Here is a 17,619-nt window from a genome sequence, read left to right as displayed (position 1 = left end):
GTATTCAGCAAGTAAATAGATGAAAAACCGGGCATTGCGCCCGGTGCGTTATTTATTTTTGTTCGTCTTTCTTCTTCCCGAGCGTTGGCGTCTCGTCGAAGAAGTTCCACGGTTTAAGCAGGGTATGCACCCATTCCGTCGGCATGATCGGCCACTCTTCCGCACGGGCGACGTGGGTGGTGCCGGTGGTCATCCAGACCACGTCATCCTGATCGTTGAGCGACTCGTTATCCTTGCTGTACTGCCCCAGGCCCGTGTCGTGTACGGAGCGGTTCGGGAATTTTCCTTCCGGGTAGAGCTCATCCGGATGGTAACGGGTCACCCACAGCTGTTTGTCCATAAAGCTCAGGCGATGGTAGATCCACTCATCCGGGGCAAATTTCGCGCCGGTCGCCACCGGGTGCGTACCGCCCGCGTAAGGGATAATCTGGTATGAGACCGGGTTGCCCATGCGGTTCTCTTTACCGGTATTGCTCAGCAGTCGAATGGTGCCCGGGTCGAATTTCTGCGCCGCCTGCTGCTCGGTATCAATATCGTACTGATTGATCTGCATGGTGCTGGTACGTGGACCACCGGCGGTATTCGGCTTCACTTCCGGATCCATGGCCACCAGCTTGTTGTTGATGCCGTCCACGTCCATATCAAGACGGAAGTTGTAGATGTGCTGGTGCGTGGTGCCCACGATGTTATGGTCGATCAGCGTGCCGTAACGAGTGTCATCTTTGGCGGTGGCATCGTGCATGGTTTTCGCCTGAACGCCTTTCACCGCTTCGATACCCGTTGCGCCGGCATCAATACCGATGGTGCCATTTTCATGGAACACCCAGTCGAAGATGTAATCGTAGTTGCCCACGGTACTCACCCAGCGCACCACCAGTTCGCGACGTTCGGTGCTGACGTTTGGCTGGCCCATCTCCTGATGTTTGTATTCCGGCCCCGCGTAGCGTTCGAAAATGGCGATCGCGCGCGGGATCTCCATCGGCGCGCCGGTGTAATCCGGGATGGTTTCATTGAGCATCACGGCGTTGGACGGCACGTCTTTCCCACGCACCAGCGGTGAGGTCAGGGTGCCCATACCGTAGTCGCCGGAATCGAGATAGGCTTTAAAGTACCAGCCCACGTCCGGATCGCCGTAAGGGACGATCATGCCGCCTAAGGAGCCCTGATACATAATCTGGCGTTTTTTGCCGTTGTCGTTATACGTGACGGTTGAAATCATCGGGCCCACGCGGGAGTCCAGACTCAGATGGAAATCCCAGTTCTGCCAGTGCACCATATCGCCGGTGATGGTGTAGTTCTTGCCTTCCGGCTCGACGATCTCCAGGGGTTTTTTCATCGTTTGTACCCGGTCGCGGCCGTCATACGGGCGCGGGGTGAGCGGAACCGGGATGACCGCGCCTTCTTCAATCTTTTGAATTTTCTTCTGCTCAAGATCGACAACCGCGACCAGGTTCTCAATCGGGTGCGCCCAGTAGTTGCCGTCGCCGACATCCAGATAGCTTACCACCTTCAGCAGGCGGTCTTCCTGCTTCAGACCGTCTTTACCGTCGAAATAGCCGACGGTCAGCGGCGTGGTAATCACTTTTTTCGGGTCGGTGATGCCGTGTTTTTTAAGCACCTCAGCGAACTCGGTGCTGTCGTTGATGATCTGCTGTACTGCGGTGAAATCATCCAGCAACACCATGCCGTGCGCGTCTTTCACCGGTTCCCAGCGCAGGATTTTTTTATCCTTCAGGTCCACCACGCTTTCGATAACATGCTTTCCATCGAGCATGACGATCTTCGCCAGGCGGGGGGAATCCACTGCCGTACCGTTAAGCACAAAGTCCCACACTTTGGCTTTCTCAGGCTCTGCAAGGGCGATCTGGGTAAAGCGGGTATTCGGTTTAAAATCCGCAGAGGCTTTGACAATCTCAACGGTTTGCTTAATTTCGTCCGCCGTTAGCGCGTTTAACGGGTGAGGGCGTTTTTCAACCTGGAAGGTCTGATCGAGGCCTGACTGGAAAACATCGTTGATAAAGGTATCGGAAATAAAGGCTTTCTTGCCTTTCATCACTACCGGCACCTCAAGCTTGAGGGTTTTACCGTTGACGATGGCGGTTTTTGCGCCCGGTTTGACCTTCACAAAGGCACCGTCTTTCGCAATGGTGAACATCTGTGCGTAATCATCCCACTGAACGTCCGCGCCAAAGTCCTGCAGCGTTTTGTCCATCGGGACCATATGCGCCTCACTGCCGTGGGCGAAAACGGGGGATTGCCAGGCGCAACACAGCGCAACGGCCATGGCCAGCGCCGTTCTACGGGCAGAAAAAGAAGAATTGCTTCCCATCGTAGACCTCATCTTGTTGTGTTTATACCCGTCATACTTCAAGTTGCAGGTGCGTTGGCTGCACTCACTCACCCCAGTCACGTACTTATGTACGCTCCCGGGGATTCGTTCCCTTGCCGCCTTCCTGCAACTCGAATTATTTAGGGTATATTGTGTTGTGACAGCCTTATCCTGACAGGCCCATGAGAAAAGCGTTTGCCTGCATCTGCCAGGTTATTTGTCAGTCTTGCCAGGTTAAAAAAAGAGCGGGGATAAATCACATAGTCGTGCAGAGCAATCCCCTCTCCCCATTGGGGAGAGGGTCAGGGTGAGGGGACGTTAGCTGAAATCACCCTGCTGGCGCGCCACCAGCGTCAGAATGGAATAGAGCGCCACGGCCTGCTGGTGCTGGTTGAAGATCTCAACTGCCCATTCCACCACGCCGGTCGGTTTTTCCTCCACGGTACGCTGTTTCTTCAGCGTTTTGCGTTTACAGGTCAGGCGCACCTGAATGGTATCGCCCGGTTTGACCGGCTCGATAAAGCGCAGGTTTTCCATGCCGTAGTTGGCAATAACCGGCCCGACGCCCGCATCAACAAACAGTCCGGCCGCGGCGGAGATCAGGAAGTAGCCGTGCACCACGCGCTCGCCAAAGATCGACTCTGCCGCACCGATTTTGTCCATATGGGCGTAGAAATGGTCCCCGCTCAGACAGGCAAAGTTCACAATGTCCGCTTCCGTGAGGGTGCGGCGCGGCGTCAGCAGGCTGTCGCCCGGCTGTAGTTCCTCAAAGTATTTGCGGAACGGATGCACGCGGTCCTCCTGCACCGATGCGCCACGCACCCACTGTTTGCCAATGGCGGCCAGCATCGTCGGACTGCCCTGAATCGCGGTGCGCTGCAGGTAGTGCTTCACCGCGCGCAAGCCGCCGAGCTCTTCGCCGCCGCCCGCGCGGCCCGGGCCACCGTGCACCAGCTGTGGCAGTGGGGAGCCGTGGCCGGTAGACTCTTTTGATGATTCCTCGTTAAGGATCTGAATACGCCCGTGGGCGCGCGCCGCACCGGCAATAAACTGGCGGGCAATGCCCAGGTCTGCGGTGACCAGCGTACCCGCCAGGCTGCCGCCGCCCGCGCGGGCAAGCTGCATCGCGTGGCGTGCATTGCGATACGGCATCAGCGTCGCAACCGGGCCGAAAGCCTCCGTCGCGTGGACGGCCGGGGTTTCATCCGGCTGCGGGCAGAACAGCAGGGTCGGTGGGAAGAACGCGCCAGCGGACTGCAAATCCGCTTTGCCACCCAGACGGATCTGGCAGCCTGCGGCGATCAGTTGATCCACTTTCTCCTGCACGTCTGCGCGCTGTTCGGCGTTGACCAGCGGACCCATCTTCACCCCTGCCTGCGCCGGGTCGCCAACCACGACCTTTTCCAGCCGCGCAATCAGCGCCTGGCTAACCGCGTCAATTTGATTTTGTGGGACGATAATGCGGCGGATAGCGGTACATTTTTGCCCGGCTTTGGCGGTCATCTCGCGGACCACTTCACGAATGAACAGGGCAAACTCCGGCTGTTCCGGTGTGACGTCTTCCCCCAGCACGCAGCAGTTCAGGGAGTCGGCTTCCATGGTGAACGGAATCGAATTCGCCACAATATTCGGGTGCACGCGCAGGCTTTGTCCTGTACTGGCGGAGCCGGTAAAGGTCACCACGTCCTGGCTGTCGAGCTGGTTCAGCAGATCGCCCGCACCGCCGCAGATCAGGCTGATGGCACCGTCCGGCACCAGTCCGCTGTCCACGATGGATTTCACCATCGCCTGCGTCACCTGCGCGGTAGCGGTAGCGGGTTTGATGATGGCGGGCATGCCGGCAAGCCAGGTCGGTGCCAGTTTTTCCAGCATCCCCCAGCAGGGGAAGTTAAAGGCGTTGATATGTACCGCCACGCCAGATTTCGAGGTGAGGATGTGACGCGCCGCAAAGCCGCCTTCTTTCGACAGCGGGATTAACTCATCTTCCGGCCACAGCGTGTCATCCGGCAGCTCGCGGCTGCCCAGGCTTGCGTAAGTGAAGAGGGTGCCGATGCCGCCTTCAATATCCACCCAGCTGTCCGCCTTCGTCGCGCCCGTCTGGGCTGACAGGGCATAAAACGTCTCTTTCTCGCTAAGCAGGTGCTTTGCCACCGCCTTCAGCATGGCCGCACGTTCGATAAAGGTCATCTCGTGAAGTGCTTCACCGCCGCGCTCAATCGCATAGCGACGGGCGGCCGCCATGTCCAGCCCTTCGCTGGTCACGCTCCACAGCGCTTCGCCACTGATGGCGTGATAAATAGTGCGTTCGCGGCCCCGGCCAGACTGCCAGGTACCGGACACGAAGCTGGCTAACTGCTGCATCGCTTATCTCCAAATGTTACGTAATTTACTCATTAATAGTTTAATCATGAATCATAAAAATCAAGCTGAGTTTTAATGAATTGTTAACATTGTGATCCGGTCTGATGAATTGCAGCGCGCAATGCGACTGTTCAGAGGGTGTTCAGTAAAAGCCTTGCGAGCAACATCACAAAACAAGGAAACAATTCTTGGGGTTATATTTAACCTTTGTGTAACTTTTAAAAAACAAAGTGATTCAACATTACGCTTTAATTTGCAAACTAACGAATCATAAAGGTGATGACGTGACGCAAGAACAACGGTTTGAGCAGCGCATAGCGCAGGAGACGGCGATTGAGCCTCAGGACTGGATGCCTGACGCCTACCGTAAGACGTTGATCCGTCAGATTGGTCAGCATGCGCACTCCGAAATTGTCGGCATGCTCCCGGAAGGGAACTGGATCACCCGCGCGCCGACGCTGCGCCGAAAAGCAATCCTGCTGGCGAAAGTGCAGGACGAAGCCGGGCACGGGCTTTACCTCTACAGCGCGGCGGAAACGCTGGGCTGCGCGCGGGAAGACATCTACCAGAAGATGCTCGACGGCAGGATGAAATACTCCTCCATCTTTAACTATCCGACCCTGAGCTGGGCCGATATTGGCGTGATTGGCTGGCTGGTGGACGGCGCCGCTATCGTCAATCAGGTGGCGCTGTGCCGTACATCCTACGGTCCGTATGCCCGCGCGATGGTGAAAATCTGTAAAGAAGAGAGCTTCCACCAGCGCCAGGGTTTTGAGGCCTGCATGGCGCTGGCGCAGGGCAGTGAAGACCAGCGCCAGATGCTGCAGGACGCGATAAACCGCTTCTGGTGGCCAGCGCTGATGATGTTCGGGCCGAATGATGACAACTCGCCGAACAGCGCCCGCAGCCTGGCCTGGAAAATCAAACGTTTCGGCAATGACGAACTTCGCCAGCGCTTTGTCGACAACACGGTGCCGCAGGTGGAGATGCTGGGCATGACGGTGCCGGATCCCGACCTGCGTTTGGATGAAGAGAGCGGTCATTATCGCTTCGGCGAGATCGACTGGCAGGAGTTTGAAGAGGTCATTAACGGGCGCGGCATCTGCAACCACGAACGCCTGGCCGCCAAGCGTAAAGCCTGGGAAGAGGGGGCGTGGGTGCGGGAAGCCGCACTGGCGCACGCGGAAAAACAACACGCCCGCAAAGTGGCTTAAGAGGAATCACGATGAGCAATGTCTACTGGCCGCTGTACGAAGTGTTCGTACGCAGCAAACAAGGGTTATCCCACCGTCACGTGGGCAGTCTGCATGCCGCCGACGATCGCATGGCGCTGGAAAATGCGCGCGATGCCTACACCCGCCGCAGCGAAGGGTGTTCTATCTGGGTGGTGAAGGCGAGCGAGATCGTCGCCTCCCAGCCGGAAGAGCGCGGCGAGTTCTTCGACCCGGCGGAAAGCAAGGTTTACCGCCACCCGACGTTCTACACCATCCCCGATGGCATCGAGCATATGTGAGGCAAAGAATGAATTCAGTGACTGCCTATGCCCTGCGTCTGGGCGACAACGGTTTGGTGCTTTCCCAGCGTCTCGGCGCCTGGTGCGGCCACGCGCCGGAGCTGGAAATCGACCTCGCACTCGCCAATATCGGTCTTGATCTGCTGGGGCAGGCGCGCAATTTCCTGACTTATGCTGCGGAACGGGAAGGCCAGGGCGATGAAGACACGCTGGCGTTTGGCCGCGACGAGCGCCAGTTCCGCAATGTCCTGCTGGTGGAGCAACCGAACGGCAGCTTCGCCGACACGATTGCCCGCCAGTACCTGATGGATGCCTGGAACGTGGCGCTGTACGAACGCCTGACCCGGAGCAGCGACAGCCAGCTTGCCGCCATCGCCGCCAAAGCGATTAAAGAGGCACGCTATCACCTGCGCTTCAGCCGCGGCTGGCTGGTGCGTCTGGGTGACGGGACCGAAACGTCCGCGCAAAAAATGCAGCAGGCCATCGACAATCTGTGGCGTTTTACGGCGGAGCTATTTGAGGCGGATGACGTTGAGCTGGAGTTGATTGACTCCGGCGTGGCGGTTGACCCGCGCGTCCTGCGCCAGCCGTGGGAAAGCGAAGTGTTTGCCGGTCTCAAGGACGCCAATCTGACAGTGCCCGATGAGGTGGCGTACCGCACCGGGGGCAAGAAGGGGCTGCATACCGAACATCTGGGCCCGATGCTGGCGGAGATGCAGTATCTCCAGCGCGCGTATCCCGGTCAGCAGTGGTAAAGGAGAACGCTATGCAACGCCTCGTCGACATCGCGCCTGCGCAAATTCCGCAGATCTGGGCGCTGTTAAGCCAGATCCCCGATCCGGAAGTGCCGGTGTTAACCATCACCGATTTAGGCATGGTGCGCAGCGTGAAGGCGCAGGGGGAAGGCTGGGTCATTGGCTTCACGCCAACCTACTCGGGCTGTCCGGCAACGGAACACCTGCTGGGGGCGATCCGCGATGCGATGACCGCACACGGCTTTACCCCGGTGCACATTGTGCTCCAGCTTGAACCCGCATGGACCACCGACTGGATGACCGCCGATGCCCGCGAGCGCCTGCGGGCGTATGGCATCAGTCCGCCCGTGGGGCATAGCTGTCACGCGCACGCGCCTTTGGAGGTGAGCTGCCCGCGTTGCGCCAGCACCGACACCTCGCTTATCAGTGAATTTGGTTCGACGGCCTGCAAAGCGCTCTACCGCTGCAATACCTGCCGTGAGCCTTTCGACTATTTCAAATGCATTTGAGGCTGCCATGACAACGTTTCATTCATTAACAGTGGCAAAAGTGGAACCCGAAACCCGCGACGCGGTGACTATCACCTTCGCGGTGCCGCAGGCGTTGCAGGAAGCCTACCGCTTCCGCCCCGGCCAGCACCTGACCCTGAAAACGACGCTGGGGGGGGACGAGCTGCGCCGCTGTTACTCCATCTGCCGGAGTACCGCCCCGGGCGAGATCAGCGTGGCGGTCAAAGCCATCGACGGCGGGCGCTTTTCCCGCTATGCCCGGGATGAGATCAAAGCGGGCATGGCCCTGGAGGTGATGGTTCCTCAGGGGCAGTTTGGCTACCAGCCGCAGGCTGAACGTGAAGGCCACTATCTGGCGATTGCGGCAGGCTCCGGGATCACCCCAATGCTGGCGATTATCTCCGCTACGCTTGCGACCGAACCCAATAGCCATTTCACCCTGATCTACGGCAACCGCAGCAGCCAGAGCATGATGTTCCGTCAGGCGCTGGCGGACCTGAAAGACAAATACCCTCAGCGGCTGCAGTTGGTCTCCATCTTCAGCCAGGAGCGGCTGGACAGCGACCTGCTCTACGGCCGCATCGACGGGGAAAAGCTGCAGGCGCTGGCGAAAACCCTGATCAACTTCCGCCAGTACGACGAGGCGTTTATCTGCGGCCCGTCGGCGATGATGGACGACGCCGAAGCCGCGCTGAAAGCGCTGGGGATGCCGGAAAAATCCATTCACCTTGAGCGCTTTAACACCCCGGGGAACACCGTTAAACGCGCGGTGCACATACAGGCGGAAGGACAGAAAGTGACCGTGCGCCAGGACGGGCGCGACCGTGAAATCACCCTGACGGCGGACGACGAAAGCATCCTGGATGCCGCCCTGCGTCAGGGGGCGGATCTGCCGTATGCCTGCAAGGGCGGCGTGTGCGCCACCTGTAAATGCAAAGTGCTGCGCGGGAAAGTGGACATGGCGACCAACTACAGCCTGGAGCCGGACGAACTGGCCGCCGGGTATGTGCTGAGCTGTCAGTCGCTGCCGTTAACCGCCGACGTGATTGTCGACTTCGACGCGAAGGGGATGGCATGAGCGAACTGATTGTTACCCGTCATGGCCGCGTGCTGCAGCTGACGCTCAACCGTCCGGCGGCACGCAACGCCCTCAACAATGCGCTGTTAACCCAGCTTGCTGAGCAGCTTGAGGCCGCCGCCGTGGATGCCGACATCGCCGTCTGCGTGATTTACGGCAGCGAGCGCTGCTTTGCCGCCGGGGCCGATCTCAACGAAATGGCGGAGAAAGACCTGCCTGCCACCCTGAACGATATCCGCCCGCTGCTGTGGGCGCGCATTAACGCGTTCAACAAACCGCTGATTGCCGCCGTGAACGGCTTCGCGCTGGGAGCTGGCTGCGAGCTGGCGCTGCTGTGCGACATGGTCATTGCTGGCGATAACGCCCGCTTTGGCCTGCCGGAAATCACGCTGGGTATTATGCCCGGCGCGGGCGGCACTCAGCGTCTTATCCGCAGCGTCGGTAAATCGCTCGCCAGCAAAATGGTGCTCACCGGAGAGAGTATCTCCGCGCAGCAGGCGCTGAGCGCGGGGCTGGTGAGCGATGTTTTCCCGGCAGCGCTGACGCTGGAGTATGCCCTGAAGCAGGCGGCAAGGATGGCGCGCCACTCTCCGCTGGCGCTGCAGGCGGCGAAACAGGCGCTGCGCCAGTCTCAGGAGGTGCCGCTCCAGGCCGGTCTGGCCCAGGAGCGTCAGCTGTTTACGCTGCTTTCTGCCACCGAAGACCGTCGGGAAGGCATCGACGCCTTCTTACAAAAACGTACCCCCGACTTTAAAGGACGCTAATTGTGGAATTTATTCTCAGTCATGTTGAGCAGGGCGTAATGACCATTACGCTGAACCGTCCGGAGCGTCTGAACAGCTTTAATGACGTGATGCACCAGCAGCTTGCCGGGTGCCTGAAACAGGCAGAGCGGGATGACACCATCCGCTGCCTGCTGATCACCGGGGCTGGACGTGGTTTCTGTGCCGGTCAGGATCTGAACGACCGCAACGTCGACCCCAACGGTCCGGCGCCGGATCTGGGGATGTCTGTTGAAACCTTCTATAACCCGCTGGTGCGCCGCCTGGCAAAACTGCCGAAACCGGTCATTTGTGCCGTTAACGGCGTGGCGGCTGGCGCGGGGGCCACGCTGGCGCTGGGCTGCGACATGGTGATTGCGGCGCGTTCTGCCAACTTCGTGATGGCCTTCAGTAAGCTTGGCCTGGTACCGGACTGCGGCGGCACCTGGCTGCTGCCGCGCGTGGCCGGACGCGCCCGCGCCATGGGGCTGGCGCTGCTCGGGGACAAACTCAGCGCCGAACAGGCGCAGGCGTGGGGGATGATCTGGCAGGTAGTGGATGACGAACAGCTCTCCACCACGGCGCAGCAGATGGCGCTGCATTTCGCGTCTCAACCGACCTTCGGGCTGGGGCTGATCAAGCAGGCGATCAATGCCGCGGAAACCAATACCCTGGACGCCCAGCTTGATCTGGAGCGCGACTACCAGCGCCTGGCCGGGCGCAGCGATGACTACCGCGAGGGCGTCAGCGCCTTCCTGGCGAAGCGTGCGCCGAACTTTACGGGGAAATAAGATGCTGAACATACGTACTGTCGCCGTGATTGGCAGCGGCACGATGGGGGCAGGGATTGCCGAAGTCGCCGCCAGCCATGGTCATCATGTTCTGATCTACGACATCTCCAGCGATGCGATATCGCGCGCCATCGACGGGATCCGCCAGCGTCTGGCCTCCCGCGTGACGCGCGGAAAACTCTCCGCGGATGCCGGGAGCCAGATCCTTGCCCGGCTGCTGCCGGTCACGGATATCGAGGCGCTCTCCGCGGCCGATCTGGTGATTGAAGCGGCCTCAGAGCGGCTGGAGGTGAAAAAGGCGCTGTTTGCACAGCTGGCTGAGATCTGCCCGCCGCAGACGGTGCTGACCAGCAATACCTCTTCCATCTCCGTTACGGCGATTGCGGCGGACATCCATCACCCGGAGCGTGTCGCAGGGCTGCATTTCTTTAACCCGGCGCCGGTGATGAAGCTGGTGGAGGTGGTCAGCGGGCTGGCGACCTCCCCGGAAGTGGCCGATGCGCTGTGCGAGCTGGCGCTGAACTGGGGCAAACAGCCCGTTCGCTGCCAGTCAACGCCGGGGTTCATCGTCAACCGCGTCGCCCGTCCATTTTATTCCGAAGCCTGGCGCGCGCTGGAAGAGCAGGTCGCCCCGCCGGAGGTGATTGATGCCGCCCTGCGCGAAGGCGGTGGTTTCCCTATGGGGCCGCTGGAGCTGACCGACATGATTGGTCAGGACGTGAACTTTGCGGTGACCTGCTCGGTATTTAACGCCTTCTGGCAGGAGCGTCGTTTTCTGCCTTCGCTGGTGCAGCAGGAACTGGTGCTGGCAGGAAGGCTGGGCAAAAAGAGCGGGAAGGGCGTCTACGACTGGCAGGGTAACAAACCCGAGGTGCAGTGGGTACAGGCCGTGAACGACAGCTATAGCCCGATGCGCGTGGAAAAGCGACGTGACGGTGTCACCGAAATTGATGATGTGTATCTGATTGAAACGCAGGGGGAAACCGCTCAGGCGCTGGCGCTGCGGCTCAACGGCGCGGTGGTGGTGGTGGACCGCATTGAGCGCGATGTGGCGGTGATTGCAGCGGCTGCCAGCAACCCGCATACCGCGACGCAAAAAGCCATCCGCTACCTGCAACAGCAGGGTAACCGGGTGGTGCAAATTGCCGATTATCCCGGCCTGCTGGTCTGGCGCACGCTGGCGATGATTGCCAACGAAGCGCTGGATGCCCTGCAAAAAGGGGTTGCCAGCGAGAAGGACATCGATACCGCCATGCGCCTGGGCGTGAACTACCCAAGCGGGCCGATCGCCTGGGGCGAGCGTCTGGGCTGGCAGCGCCTGCTGACGCTGCTGGAGAACCTGCAACGTCATTACGGCGAAGAGCGCTATCGCCCCTGTTCACTGCTGCGCCAGCGTGCGCTTCTGGAGAGTAGCTATGAGTCATAACGCCTGGCATAACGCCCGCGCCATGTATGAACGGGATGCCTGCGCGCAGGCGATGGGGATGGACATTGTCGACATAGATGAAGGCTACGCGGTGGTGACCATGACCATCACCCCGCAGATGCTTAACGGCCACAAAACCTGCCACGGCGGACAGCTTTTTTCGCTGGCAGACACCGCCTTTGCCTACGCCTGCAACAGCCAGGGGCTGGCGGCGGTAGCCTCAGGTTGCTCGATTGATTTTCTGCGTCCGGGCTTTGCCGGAGACACGCTTACCGCCACCGCGCGGGTGATGCATCAGGGCAAGCTAACCGGCGTGTACGACATTGAGATCCAGAATCAACAACAGAAAACCGTCGCCCTTTTTCGCGGGAAATCTCACCGCATCGGCGGCAGTGTGACAGGAGAGGCCTGATGCGTGACGCATTTATTTGTGATGGCGTTCGAACCCCGGTTGGGCGCTACGGCGGCGCGCTTTCCGCTGTTCGAACCGACGACCTCGGTGCCGTGCCGCTGCGCGCGCTGCTGGCCCGCTATCCCCAGCTCGACCTTGAGCGGATCGATGATGTGATCTTCGGCTGCGCCAACCAGGCGGGGGAAGATAACCGCAACGTGGCGCGCATGTCGTCCCTGCTGGCCGGGCTGCCGCAGACGGTGTCCGGAACCACCATTAACCGCCTGTGCGGGTCTGGGCTGGATGCGATTGGTTTTGCGGCCCGCGCCATTAAGGCGGGCGATGGCGACCTGCTGATCGCGGGCGGCGTGGAGTCGATGTCCCGCGCGCCGTTTGTGATGGGTAAAGCCACCGCCGCGTTTCAGCGTCAGGCGGAGATCTTTGATACCACCATCGGCTGGCGATTTGTGAATCCGCTCATGCATCAGCAATTCGGAACTGACAGCATGCCGGAAACGGCAGAGAATGTAGCTGAATTGTTAAATATCAGCCGTGCCGATCAGGACGCGTTCGCGCTGCGAAGCCAGCAGCGTACCGCTCAGGCGCAGCAGAACGGCATTCTGGCGCAGGAGATTGTGCCGGTGCGGGTGCCGGGCAAAAAAGGGGCGGTCACGGAATTTAGCGTGGATGAGCACCCGCGAGCGGACACCACGCTCGAACAGCTCGCTGGGCTGAAAACGCCGTTCCGTAAGAACGGGGTGGTCACGGCGGGAAATGCCTCCGGCGTCAACGACGGCGCGGCGGCGCTGATCGTCGCCAGCGAGAAGATGGCGCTGGCACAGGGGTTAGTCCCGCGCACGCGGATCGTGGCGATGGCGACGGCAGGCGTGGAGCCTCGTCTGATGGGGCTCGGCCCGGTCCCAGCCACCCGCAAGGTGCTGGAGCGCGCCGGACTCAGTATTAACGATATGGACGTGATCGAGCTTAACGAAGCTTTCGCCTCGCAGGCTCTGGGCGTGCTGCGTCAGTTAGGCCTGCCGGATGATGCCGCGCACGTCAACCCGAACGGTGGCGCGATTGCGCTGGGCCACCCGCTGGGAATGAGCGGTGCCAGACTGGCGCTGGCCGCGAGCCATGAATTGCACCGACGCGGCGGGCGCTATGCGCTGTGTACGATGTGCATCGGTGTGGGTCAGGGCATTGCCATGATCCTTGAGCGTGTTTGAGCGTAAAACAATGTGAGTACCCTACAATGACAAATACAACAAAGCTTGATCCGATTGAAACGGCCTCCCTTGACGAGTTACAGGCGCTGCAGACCGAGCGTCTGAAATGGACGCTGCATCACGCCTACAACAACGTGCCGATGTACAAACGCAAGTTTGACGCTGCGGGCGTTCATCCTGACGATTTCAAAACGCTGGCGGATATCCGTAAATTCCCGTGCACCACCAAGCAGGACCTGCGGGATAACTATCCGTTCGATACCTTTGCCGTACCGATGGAGCAGGTGGTGCGTATTCACGCGTCATCCGGCACCACCGGCAAACCGACCGTCGTTGGCTACACGCAAAATGACATCGACAACTGGGCCAATCTGGTGGCCCGCTCCCTGCGTGCCGCGGGCGGCAGCGCGAAGGACAAAATTCACGTGGCGTATGGCTATGGCCTGTTTACCGGCGGGCTGGGCGCGCACTACGGCGCTGAGCGTTTAGGCGCGACGGTGATCCCGATGTCCGGCGGCCAGACGGAGAAACAGGCGCAGCTGATCCGTGATTTCCAGCCGGACATGATCATGGTGACGCCATCCTACTGCCTCAACCTGATTGAGGAGCTGGAGCGCCAGATGGGCGGCGATGCCAGCACCTGTTCCCTGCGCGTGGGCGTCTTCGGCGCCGAGCCGTGGACGCAGGCCATGCGGCGCGAAATTGAAAAACGCTTAGGCATTACGGCGCTGGACATTTATGGCCTCTCCGAGGTGATGGGGCCGGGCGTGGCGATGGAGTGCATCGAAACCGTCGACGGCCCAACCATCTGGGAAGATCACTTCTACCCGGAGATCGTCAACCCGAACGACGGCACGCCGCTGGATGACGGTCAGCAGGGCGAACTGCTGTTCACCACGTTGACCAAAGAGGCGCTGCCGGTGATCCGCTACCGCACCCGCGACCTGACGCGTCTGCTCCCGGCAACCGCGCGCAGCATGCGTCGTATGGACCGGATCAGCGGCCGCAGTGACGATATGCTGATCATCCGCGGCGTCAACGTCTTCCCGTCGCAGCTGGAAGAGGAGATCGTGAAGTTTGAGCACCTTTCTCCGCACTACCAGCTGGAGGTGAATCGTCGCGGGCATCTTGATTCACTTTCCGTGAAGGTGGAGCTGAAAGAGAGCAGTCTCACGCTGACGCACGAGCAGCGTTGCCAGGTGTGCCACCAGCTGCGCCACCGCATTAAGTCGATGGTGGGGATTTCCACCGACGTGACGATCGTGAACTGCGGCAGCATCCCGCGCTCAGAGGGGAAAGCCTGCCGGGTGTTTGACTTGCGTAAAGTCGCGGCCAACGGTTGAATTTCCCTCACCCCGGCCCTCTCCCAAAGGGAGAGGGTGTAAAAAGTTCCCTCTCCCTGTGGGAGAGGGTTAGGGTGAGGGTACACCCCAGATTCCTATGCTATGATTCATCCAGGACAAAAATAACAACAGAATGAATCACATGAATAAACTCGACGCCTTTATCCAGCACGCGGTCAGCTCCGTTCCCGTCAGCGGAACCTCGCTTATCTCCTCGTTATACGGTGACGCGCTTTCCCATCGCGGCGGTGAGATTTGGCTCGGCAGCCTGGCCGCTCTGCTGGAAGGCATGGGGTTTGGCGAGCGCTTCGTGCGCACCGCGCTGTTTCGCCTCAACAAAGAGGGCTGGCTGGACGTTTCCCGCATCGGGCGTCGCAGCTTTTACCGCCTGAGCGATAAAGGGCTGCGCCTGACGCGTCGCGCGGAGAATAAGATCTACCGTGCGGAACTGCCCGCCTGGGACGGCAAATGGTTATTGCTGCTCTCCGAAGGGCTGGATAAAACCACCCTTGCCGACGTCAAAAAACAGCTGGTCTGGCAGGGGTTTGGCACGCTGGCACCGAGCCTGATGGCCTCACCGTCGCAGCATCTGGCGGATGTGCAGTCTCTGCTTCATGATGCTGGCGTGGCGGAAAACGTGATTTTCTTTGAAGCCCACTCGCCGCTGGCGCTCTCCCGCGCCGCACTGCGTTCGCGGGTGGAAGAGTGCTGGCAGTTAACCGAGCAAAACGCGATGTACGAGTCGTTTATCAACTCGTTCCGCCCGCTGCTGCCGCTGTTGAAAGAGGCCGCGCCGGAGGAGCTGACGCCGGAACGCTGTTTCCAGATCCAACTGCTGCTGATTCATTTTTATCGTCGTGTGGTGCTGAAAGACCCGCTGTTGCCGGAAGAGTTGCTGCCCGCGCACTGGGTGGGGCAAAGCGCCCGACAGCTCTGCATTAATATCTATCAGCGTGTCGCGCCGGGGGCGCTGGCGTTTGTCAGCGAGAAGGGCGAAACCTCCGTGGGCGAACTGCCCGTGCCCGGCACGCTCTACTATCAACGCTTTGGTGGTCTTACAAGCGCATAAGGAGAGAAGATGCCAGTTTATCAAATTGACGGTCTGACGCCGGTCGTGCCTGATGAGAGCTATGTTCACCCGACGGCGGTGCTGATTGGCGACGTGATTCTGGGCAAAGGCGTTTATGTTGGTCCTAACGCCAGCCTGCGCGGTGATTTTGGCCGTATCGTGGTGAAAGACGGTGCCAATATTCAGGATAACTGTGTGATGCACGGCTTCCCGGAGCAGGACACAGTGGTGGAAGAGGACGGGCATATCGGCCACAGCGCCATTCTCCACGGCTGCGTGATCCGCCGCAATGCGCTGGTGGGCATGAACGCTGTGGTGATGGACGGGGCGGTCATCGGTGAAAACAGCATCGTCGGCGCGGCGGCGTTCGTGAAGGCGAAAGCGGAGATGCCCGCCAACCATTTGATTATCGGCAGCCCGGCCAAAGCGATTCGCGCGCTGAGCGAGCAGGAGCTGGCATGGAAGCAGCAGGGCACGCGGGAGTATCAGGTGCTGGTGGAGCGCTGCAAGCTGACGATGCACCAGGTGGAGCCACTGCGCGAGGCTGAGCCTGACCGGAAACGGCTGGCGTTTGATGAGAATTTAAGGCCGAAGTCGGCGGGATGATCACCGTGACTTTTCGGCCTGCTTTGAGGATTTTAGTATGACTCGCTTTTATCAACTTACCGCCACCCGTCTGGATGGGCAGCTTATCTCTATGGCCGACTATGCAGGAAAGGTGGTTTTGGTCGTTAATACCGCCAGCCAGTGCGGCTTCACGCCACAGTACGGTGGCCTTGAAGCGCTATACAAGAAATACGATGATCAAGGATTAGTGGTGCTGGGCTTCCCCTGCAACCAGTTCGGTAAACAGGAACCCGGCGGCGCCGACGAAATCTCGAAAACCTGTTACATCAACTACGGCGTGAGCTTCCCGATGTTTGAGAAAGTCGAGGTTAACGGCAGCGCGGCCCATCCTGTATTTCGTTATCTTAAAAACGAATTACCCGGCGTGCTGGGCGAGCGGATTAAGTGGAACTTTACTAAGTTTCTAATCGGACGCGACGGTAAACCACTCAAGCGTTTTGCACCGATGACCACGCCAGAGAAAATGGAGGGGGCAATTGTTGCGGCTTTGGGAAACCAGGAGCAGACGTTAACGAGGCAGGATGTGCGGAAATAAATAGCGGGAAGATAAAACGTTTATTGGCTCTTAGTTTCTTGATCGGCTAGTCCCAGCGGAAAGTACGGCAAGGGATGGATGACGGCGGAACACCTGTTCCGCCGTGGGGCTTCGCCATTGATTACGACTGCATTATTGAACGTAAGCGATATTAATGTATAGGTGGGCCTGGTGATATTGAACTTTTGCTTTGCCACGGAACTACCTGCGTTGTCAGGATGATGCGTGATCTGATCCTTCAACTTGCTTAAATATGCGTAAAATGAACGGCATGCAAGAATTCAAATGTTCCTCAATATCTTTGTTCTCAACGGGATGCATTAAGCCAATTGCTGCCTGCCGCAGAGGCTCGGCGACACACATAGCGAGTATTACTTTGGCAGTGACATCGGCAGGTAACATCGGCAATCCGCCGTTTTTTTGCTGTCGTGTAATCCAGCTAGTGAGTAATTGTTGGCCGCGCACTATACCATTTTCATTATATTTTTTCAGTAGTTCATCCTTACCGGGAAATTCAGTATTGAGAAGACGAAACATTTTCACGGCCGTTTCTGATAGCGCTTGCTCACAAATTGCAGCCAGCAATTTTTTTAAGGCCGGTAAAACGTCATTCTTATCCATAGGATCGATTTGAAGGAGTGGGGCATAGTTATCGGTCCAGCTCCGAACCGAAAGGCCAAGCATTTCTTCCCTGTTTTTTGCAAAGCGATATACGGTCTTTTTGGCTACGCCAGCATGTGATGCAACCGCTTCAATTGTTGTTGCGTCATAGCCTTTATCAAATAACAAGGACATCGCGCTACTCATTATTTTCTTCTTCACTTCTTCCTGAGGGACTGAGGGGCGTCCGCGTGGTTTGGTAGGTGAAGTTGTCATAGAGATCCCTTTTTTCTTGTCATATACCC

General features: G+C 59.0%; 17 protein-coding genes and 2 pseudogenes. 14 read left to right on the top strand and 5 right to left on the bottom strand.

Annotated features, from left to right (window positions below; translation table 11 throughout):
* Positions 1–52: 52 nt before the first annotated feature.
* Together tynA and paaZ are read right to left on the bottom strand one after the other, a co-directional pair.
* Positions 53–2,329 carry a primary-amine oxidase gene (gene tynA / locus FU672_RS08850; protein WP_148242971.1) on the bottom strand — a complete coding sequence of 759 codons (2,277 nt, stop codon included), beginning with the start codon at positions 2,327–2,329 and terminating at the stop codon, positions 53–55.
* A 318-nt stretch (positions 2,330–2,647) separates the two neighbouring features.
* Positions 2,648–4,690: a phenylacetic acid degradation bifunctional protein PaaZ gene (gene paaZ / locus FU672_RS08845; protein ID WP_148242970.1), complete on the bottom strand. Its 2,043-nt coding sequence runs from the start codon at positions 4,688–4,690 to the stop codon at positions 2,648–2,650.
* Between the two features lie 284 nt (positions 4,691–4,974).
* On the opposite strand from paaZ, the gene paaA reads away from it, so the two are divergent.
* From paaA to FU672_RS08775, 14 genes are all read left to right on the top strand, one after another.
* Positions 4,975–5,904 (top strand): 1,2-phenylacetyl-CoA epoxidase subunit PaaA, encoded by a 930-nt coding sequence (gene paaA / locus FU672_RS08840; RefSeq protein ID WP_262349005.1) that lies wholly within the window; start codon positions 4,975–4,977, stop codon positions 5,902–5,904.
* A gap of 11 nt (positions 5,905–5,915) precedes the next feature.
* Positions 5,916–6,203: a 1,2-phenylacetyl-CoA epoxidase subunit PaaB gene (paaB, locus tag FU672_RS08835; RefSeq protein WP_008502380.1), complete on the top strand. Its 288-nt coding sequence runs from the start codon at positions 5,916–5,918 to the stop codon at positions 6,201–6,203.
* Between the two features lie 8 nt (positions 6,204–6,211).
* A complete protein-coding gene (gene paaC, locus FU672_RS08830; protein WP_148242969.1) occupies positions 6,212–6,958 on the top strand; it encodes a 1,2-phenylacetyl-CoA epoxidase subunit PaaC in 747 nt (248 codons plus the stop codon).
* Between the two features lie 11 nt (positions 6,959–6,969).
* Positions 6,970–7,467, top strand: a complete 498-nt coding sequence (gene paaD, locus FU672_RS08825) for a 1,2-phenylacetyl-CoA epoxidase subunit PaaD (protein WP_116340157.1) — start codon at positions 6,970–6,972, stop codon at positions 7,465–7,467.
* Positions 7,468–7,474: 7 nt separating this feature from the next.
* Positions 7,475–8,545, top strand: a complete 1,071-nt coding sequence (gene paaE, locus FU672_RS08820; protein WP_148242968.1) for a 1,2-phenylacetyl-CoA epoxidase subunit PaaE — start codon at positions 7,475–7,477, stop codon at positions 8,543–8,545.
* The gene (gene paaF / locus FU672_RS08815; RefSeq protein WP_148242967.1) at positions 8,542–9,309 is read left to right on the top strand and encodes a 2,3-dehydroadipyl-CoA hydratase PaaF; all 768 of its coding nucleotides are present in this window, start codon (positions 8,542–8,544) and stop codon (positions 9,307–9,309) included. Before paaE ends, paaF begins: the two co-directional genes overlap by 4 nt.
* Positions 9,309–10,097 (top strand): 2-(1,2-epoxy-1,2-dihydrophenyl)acetyl-CoA isomerase PaaG, encoded by a 789-nt coding sequence (gene paaG / locus FU672_RS08810; protein ID WP_148242966.1) that lies wholly within the window; start codon positions 9,309–9,311, stop codon positions 10,095–10,097. The genes paaF and paaG overlap by 1 nt, the downstream gene beginning before the upstream one ends.
* A gap of 1 nt (position 10,098) precedes the next feature.
* A complete protein-coding gene (paaH, locus tag FU672_RS08805; protein ID WP_148242965.1) occupies positions 10,099–11,523 on the top strand; it encodes a 3-hydroxyacyl-CoA dehydrogenase PaaH in 1,425 nt (474 codons plus the stop codon).
* Entirely contained in the window at positions 11,513–11,935 is a 423-nt protein-coding gene (paaI, locus tag FU672_RS08800) for a hydroxyphenylacetyl-CoA thioesterase PaaI (protein ID WP_148242964.1), read from the top strand. The genes paaH and paaI overlap by 11 nt, the downstream gene beginning before the upstream one ends.
* Entirely contained in the window at positions 11,935–13,140 is a 1,206-nt protein-coding gene (gene pcaF / locus FU672_RS08795; RefSeq protein ID WP_148242963.1) for a 3-oxoadipyl-CoA thiolase, read from the top strand. Before paaI ends, pcaF begins: the two co-directional genes overlap by 1 nt.
* Before the next feature lie 26 nt (positions 13,141–13,166).
* Entirely contained in the window at positions 13,167–14,483 is a 1,317-nt protein-coding gene (paaK, locus tag FU672_RS08790) for a phenylacetate--CoA ligase PaaK (protein ID WP_148242962.1), read from the top strand.
* A gap of 133 nt (positions 14,484–14,616) precedes the next feature.
* The gene (gene paaX / locus FU672_RS08785) at positions 14,617–15,552 is read left to right on the top strand and encodes a phenylacetic acid degradation operon negative regulatory protein PaaX (protein ID WP_148242961.1); all 936 of its coding nucleotides are present in this window, start codon (positions 14,617–14,619) and stop codon (positions 15,550–15,552) included.
* 9 nt (positions 15,553–15,561) lie between these two features.
* On the top strand, positions 15,562–16,158 hold the full coding sequence (gene paaY, locus FU672_RS08780) for a phenylacetic acid degradation protein PaaY (RefSeq protein WP_148242960.1): 597 nt from the start codon (positions 15,562–15,564) through the stop codon (positions 16,156–16,158).
* A gap of 37 nt (positions 16,159–16,195) precedes the next feature.
* The gene (locus FU672_RS08775; protein WP_148242959.1) at positions 16,196–16,714 is read left to right on the top strand and encodes a glutathione peroxidase; all 519 of its coding nucleotides are present in this window, start codon (positions 16,196–16,198) and stop codon (positions 16,712–16,714) included.
* Positions 16,715–16,753: 39 nt separating this feature from the next.
* Here the strand turns inward: FU672_RS08775 and FU672_RS25100 are convergent.
* The 3 genes and pseudogenes from FU672_RS25100 to FU672_RS08765 form a co-directional block, all read right to left on the bottom strand.
* Positions 16,754–16,846 (bottom strand): annotated as a pseudogene (locus FU672_RS25100) (phosphotyrosine protein phosphatase); the annotation flags it as partial.
* Between the two features lie 26 nt (positions 16,847–16,872).
* Positions 16,873–16,956: pseudogene (locus FU672_RS25095) on the bottom strand (hypothetical protein); the annotation flags it as partial.
* A complete protein-coding gene (locus tag FU672_RS08765) occupies positions 16,928–17,590 on the bottom strand; it encodes a TetR/AcrR family transcriptional regulator (protein ID WP_148242958.1) in 663 nt (220 codons plus the stop codon). The gene FU672_RS08765 and the pseudogene FU672_RS25095, both read right to left, overlap by 29 nt.
* Positions 17,591–17,619: the final 29 nt, after the last annotated feature.

This window comes from Enterobacter asburiae, from assembly GCF_008080435.1.
GTDB lineage: Bacteria > Pseudomonadota > Gammaproteobacteria > Enterobacterales > Enterobacteriaceae > Enterobacter > Enterobacter asburiae_C.
Note: the sequence above shows the minus strand (reverse complement) of the source record. Positions and strands in the feature narration are given on the sequence as shown.

Excerpts from the sequence above, each read along its gene's own strand:
- tynA (WP_148242971.1), bottom strand. The coding sequence starts at position 2,329 with ATGGGAAGCAATTCTTCTTTTTCTGCCCGTAGAACGGCGCTGGCCATG.
- paaZ (WP_148242970.1), bottom strand. The coding sequence starts at position 4,690 with ATGCAGCAGTTAGCCAGCTTCGTGTCCGGTACCTGGCAGTCTGGCCGG.
- paaB (WP_008502380.1), top strand. The coding sequence starts at position 5,916 with ATGAGCAATGTCTACTGGCCGCTGTACGAAGTGTTCGTACGCAGCAAA.
- paaC (WP_148242969.1), top strand. The coding sequence starts at position 6,212 with ATGAATTCAGTGACTGCCTATGCCCTGCGTCTGGGCGACAACGGTTTG.
- paaD (WP_116340157.1), top strand. The coding sequence starts at position 6,970 with ATGCAACGCCTCGTCGACATCGCGCCTGCGCAAATTCCGCAGATCTGG.
- paaE (WP_148242968.1), top strand. The coding sequence starts at position 7,475 with ATGACAACGTTTCATTCATTAACAGTGGCAAAAGTGGAACCCGAAACC.
- paaF (WP_148242967.1), top strand. The coding sequence starts at position 8,542 with ATGAGCGAACTGATTGTTACCCGTCATGGCCGCGTGCTGCAGCTGACG.
- paaH (WP_148242965.1), top strand. The coding sequence starts at position 10,099 with ATGCTGAACATACGTACTGTCGCCGTGATTGGCAGCGGCACGATGGGG.
- paaI (WP_148242964.1), top strand. The coding sequence starts at position 11,513 with ATGAGTCATAACGCCTGGCATAACGCCCGCGCCATGTATGAACGGGAT.
- pcaF (WP_148242963.1), top strand. The coding sequence starts at position 11,935 with ATGCGTGACGCATTTATTTGTGATGGCGTTCGAACCCCGGTTGGGCGC.
- paaK (WP_148242962.1), top strand. The coding sequence starts at position 13,167 with ATGACAAATACAACAAAGCTTGATCCGATTGAAACGGCCTCCCTTGAC.
- paaX (WP_148242961.1), top strand. The coding sequence starts at position 14,617 with ATGAATCACATGAATAAACTCGACGCCTTTATCCAGCACGCGGTCAGC.
- paaY (WP_148242960.1), top strand. The coding sequence starts at position 15,562 with ATGCCAGTTTATCAAATTGACGGTCTGACGCCGGTCGTGCCTGATGAG.
- FU672_RS08775 (WP_148242959.1), top strand. The coding sequence starts at position 16,196 with ATGACTCGCTTTTATCAACTTACCGCCACCCGTCTGGATGGGCAGCTT.
- FU672_RS08765 (WP_148242958.1), bottom strand. The coding sequence starts at position 17,590 with ATGACAACTTCACCTACCAAACCACGCGGACGCCCCTCAGTCCCTCAG.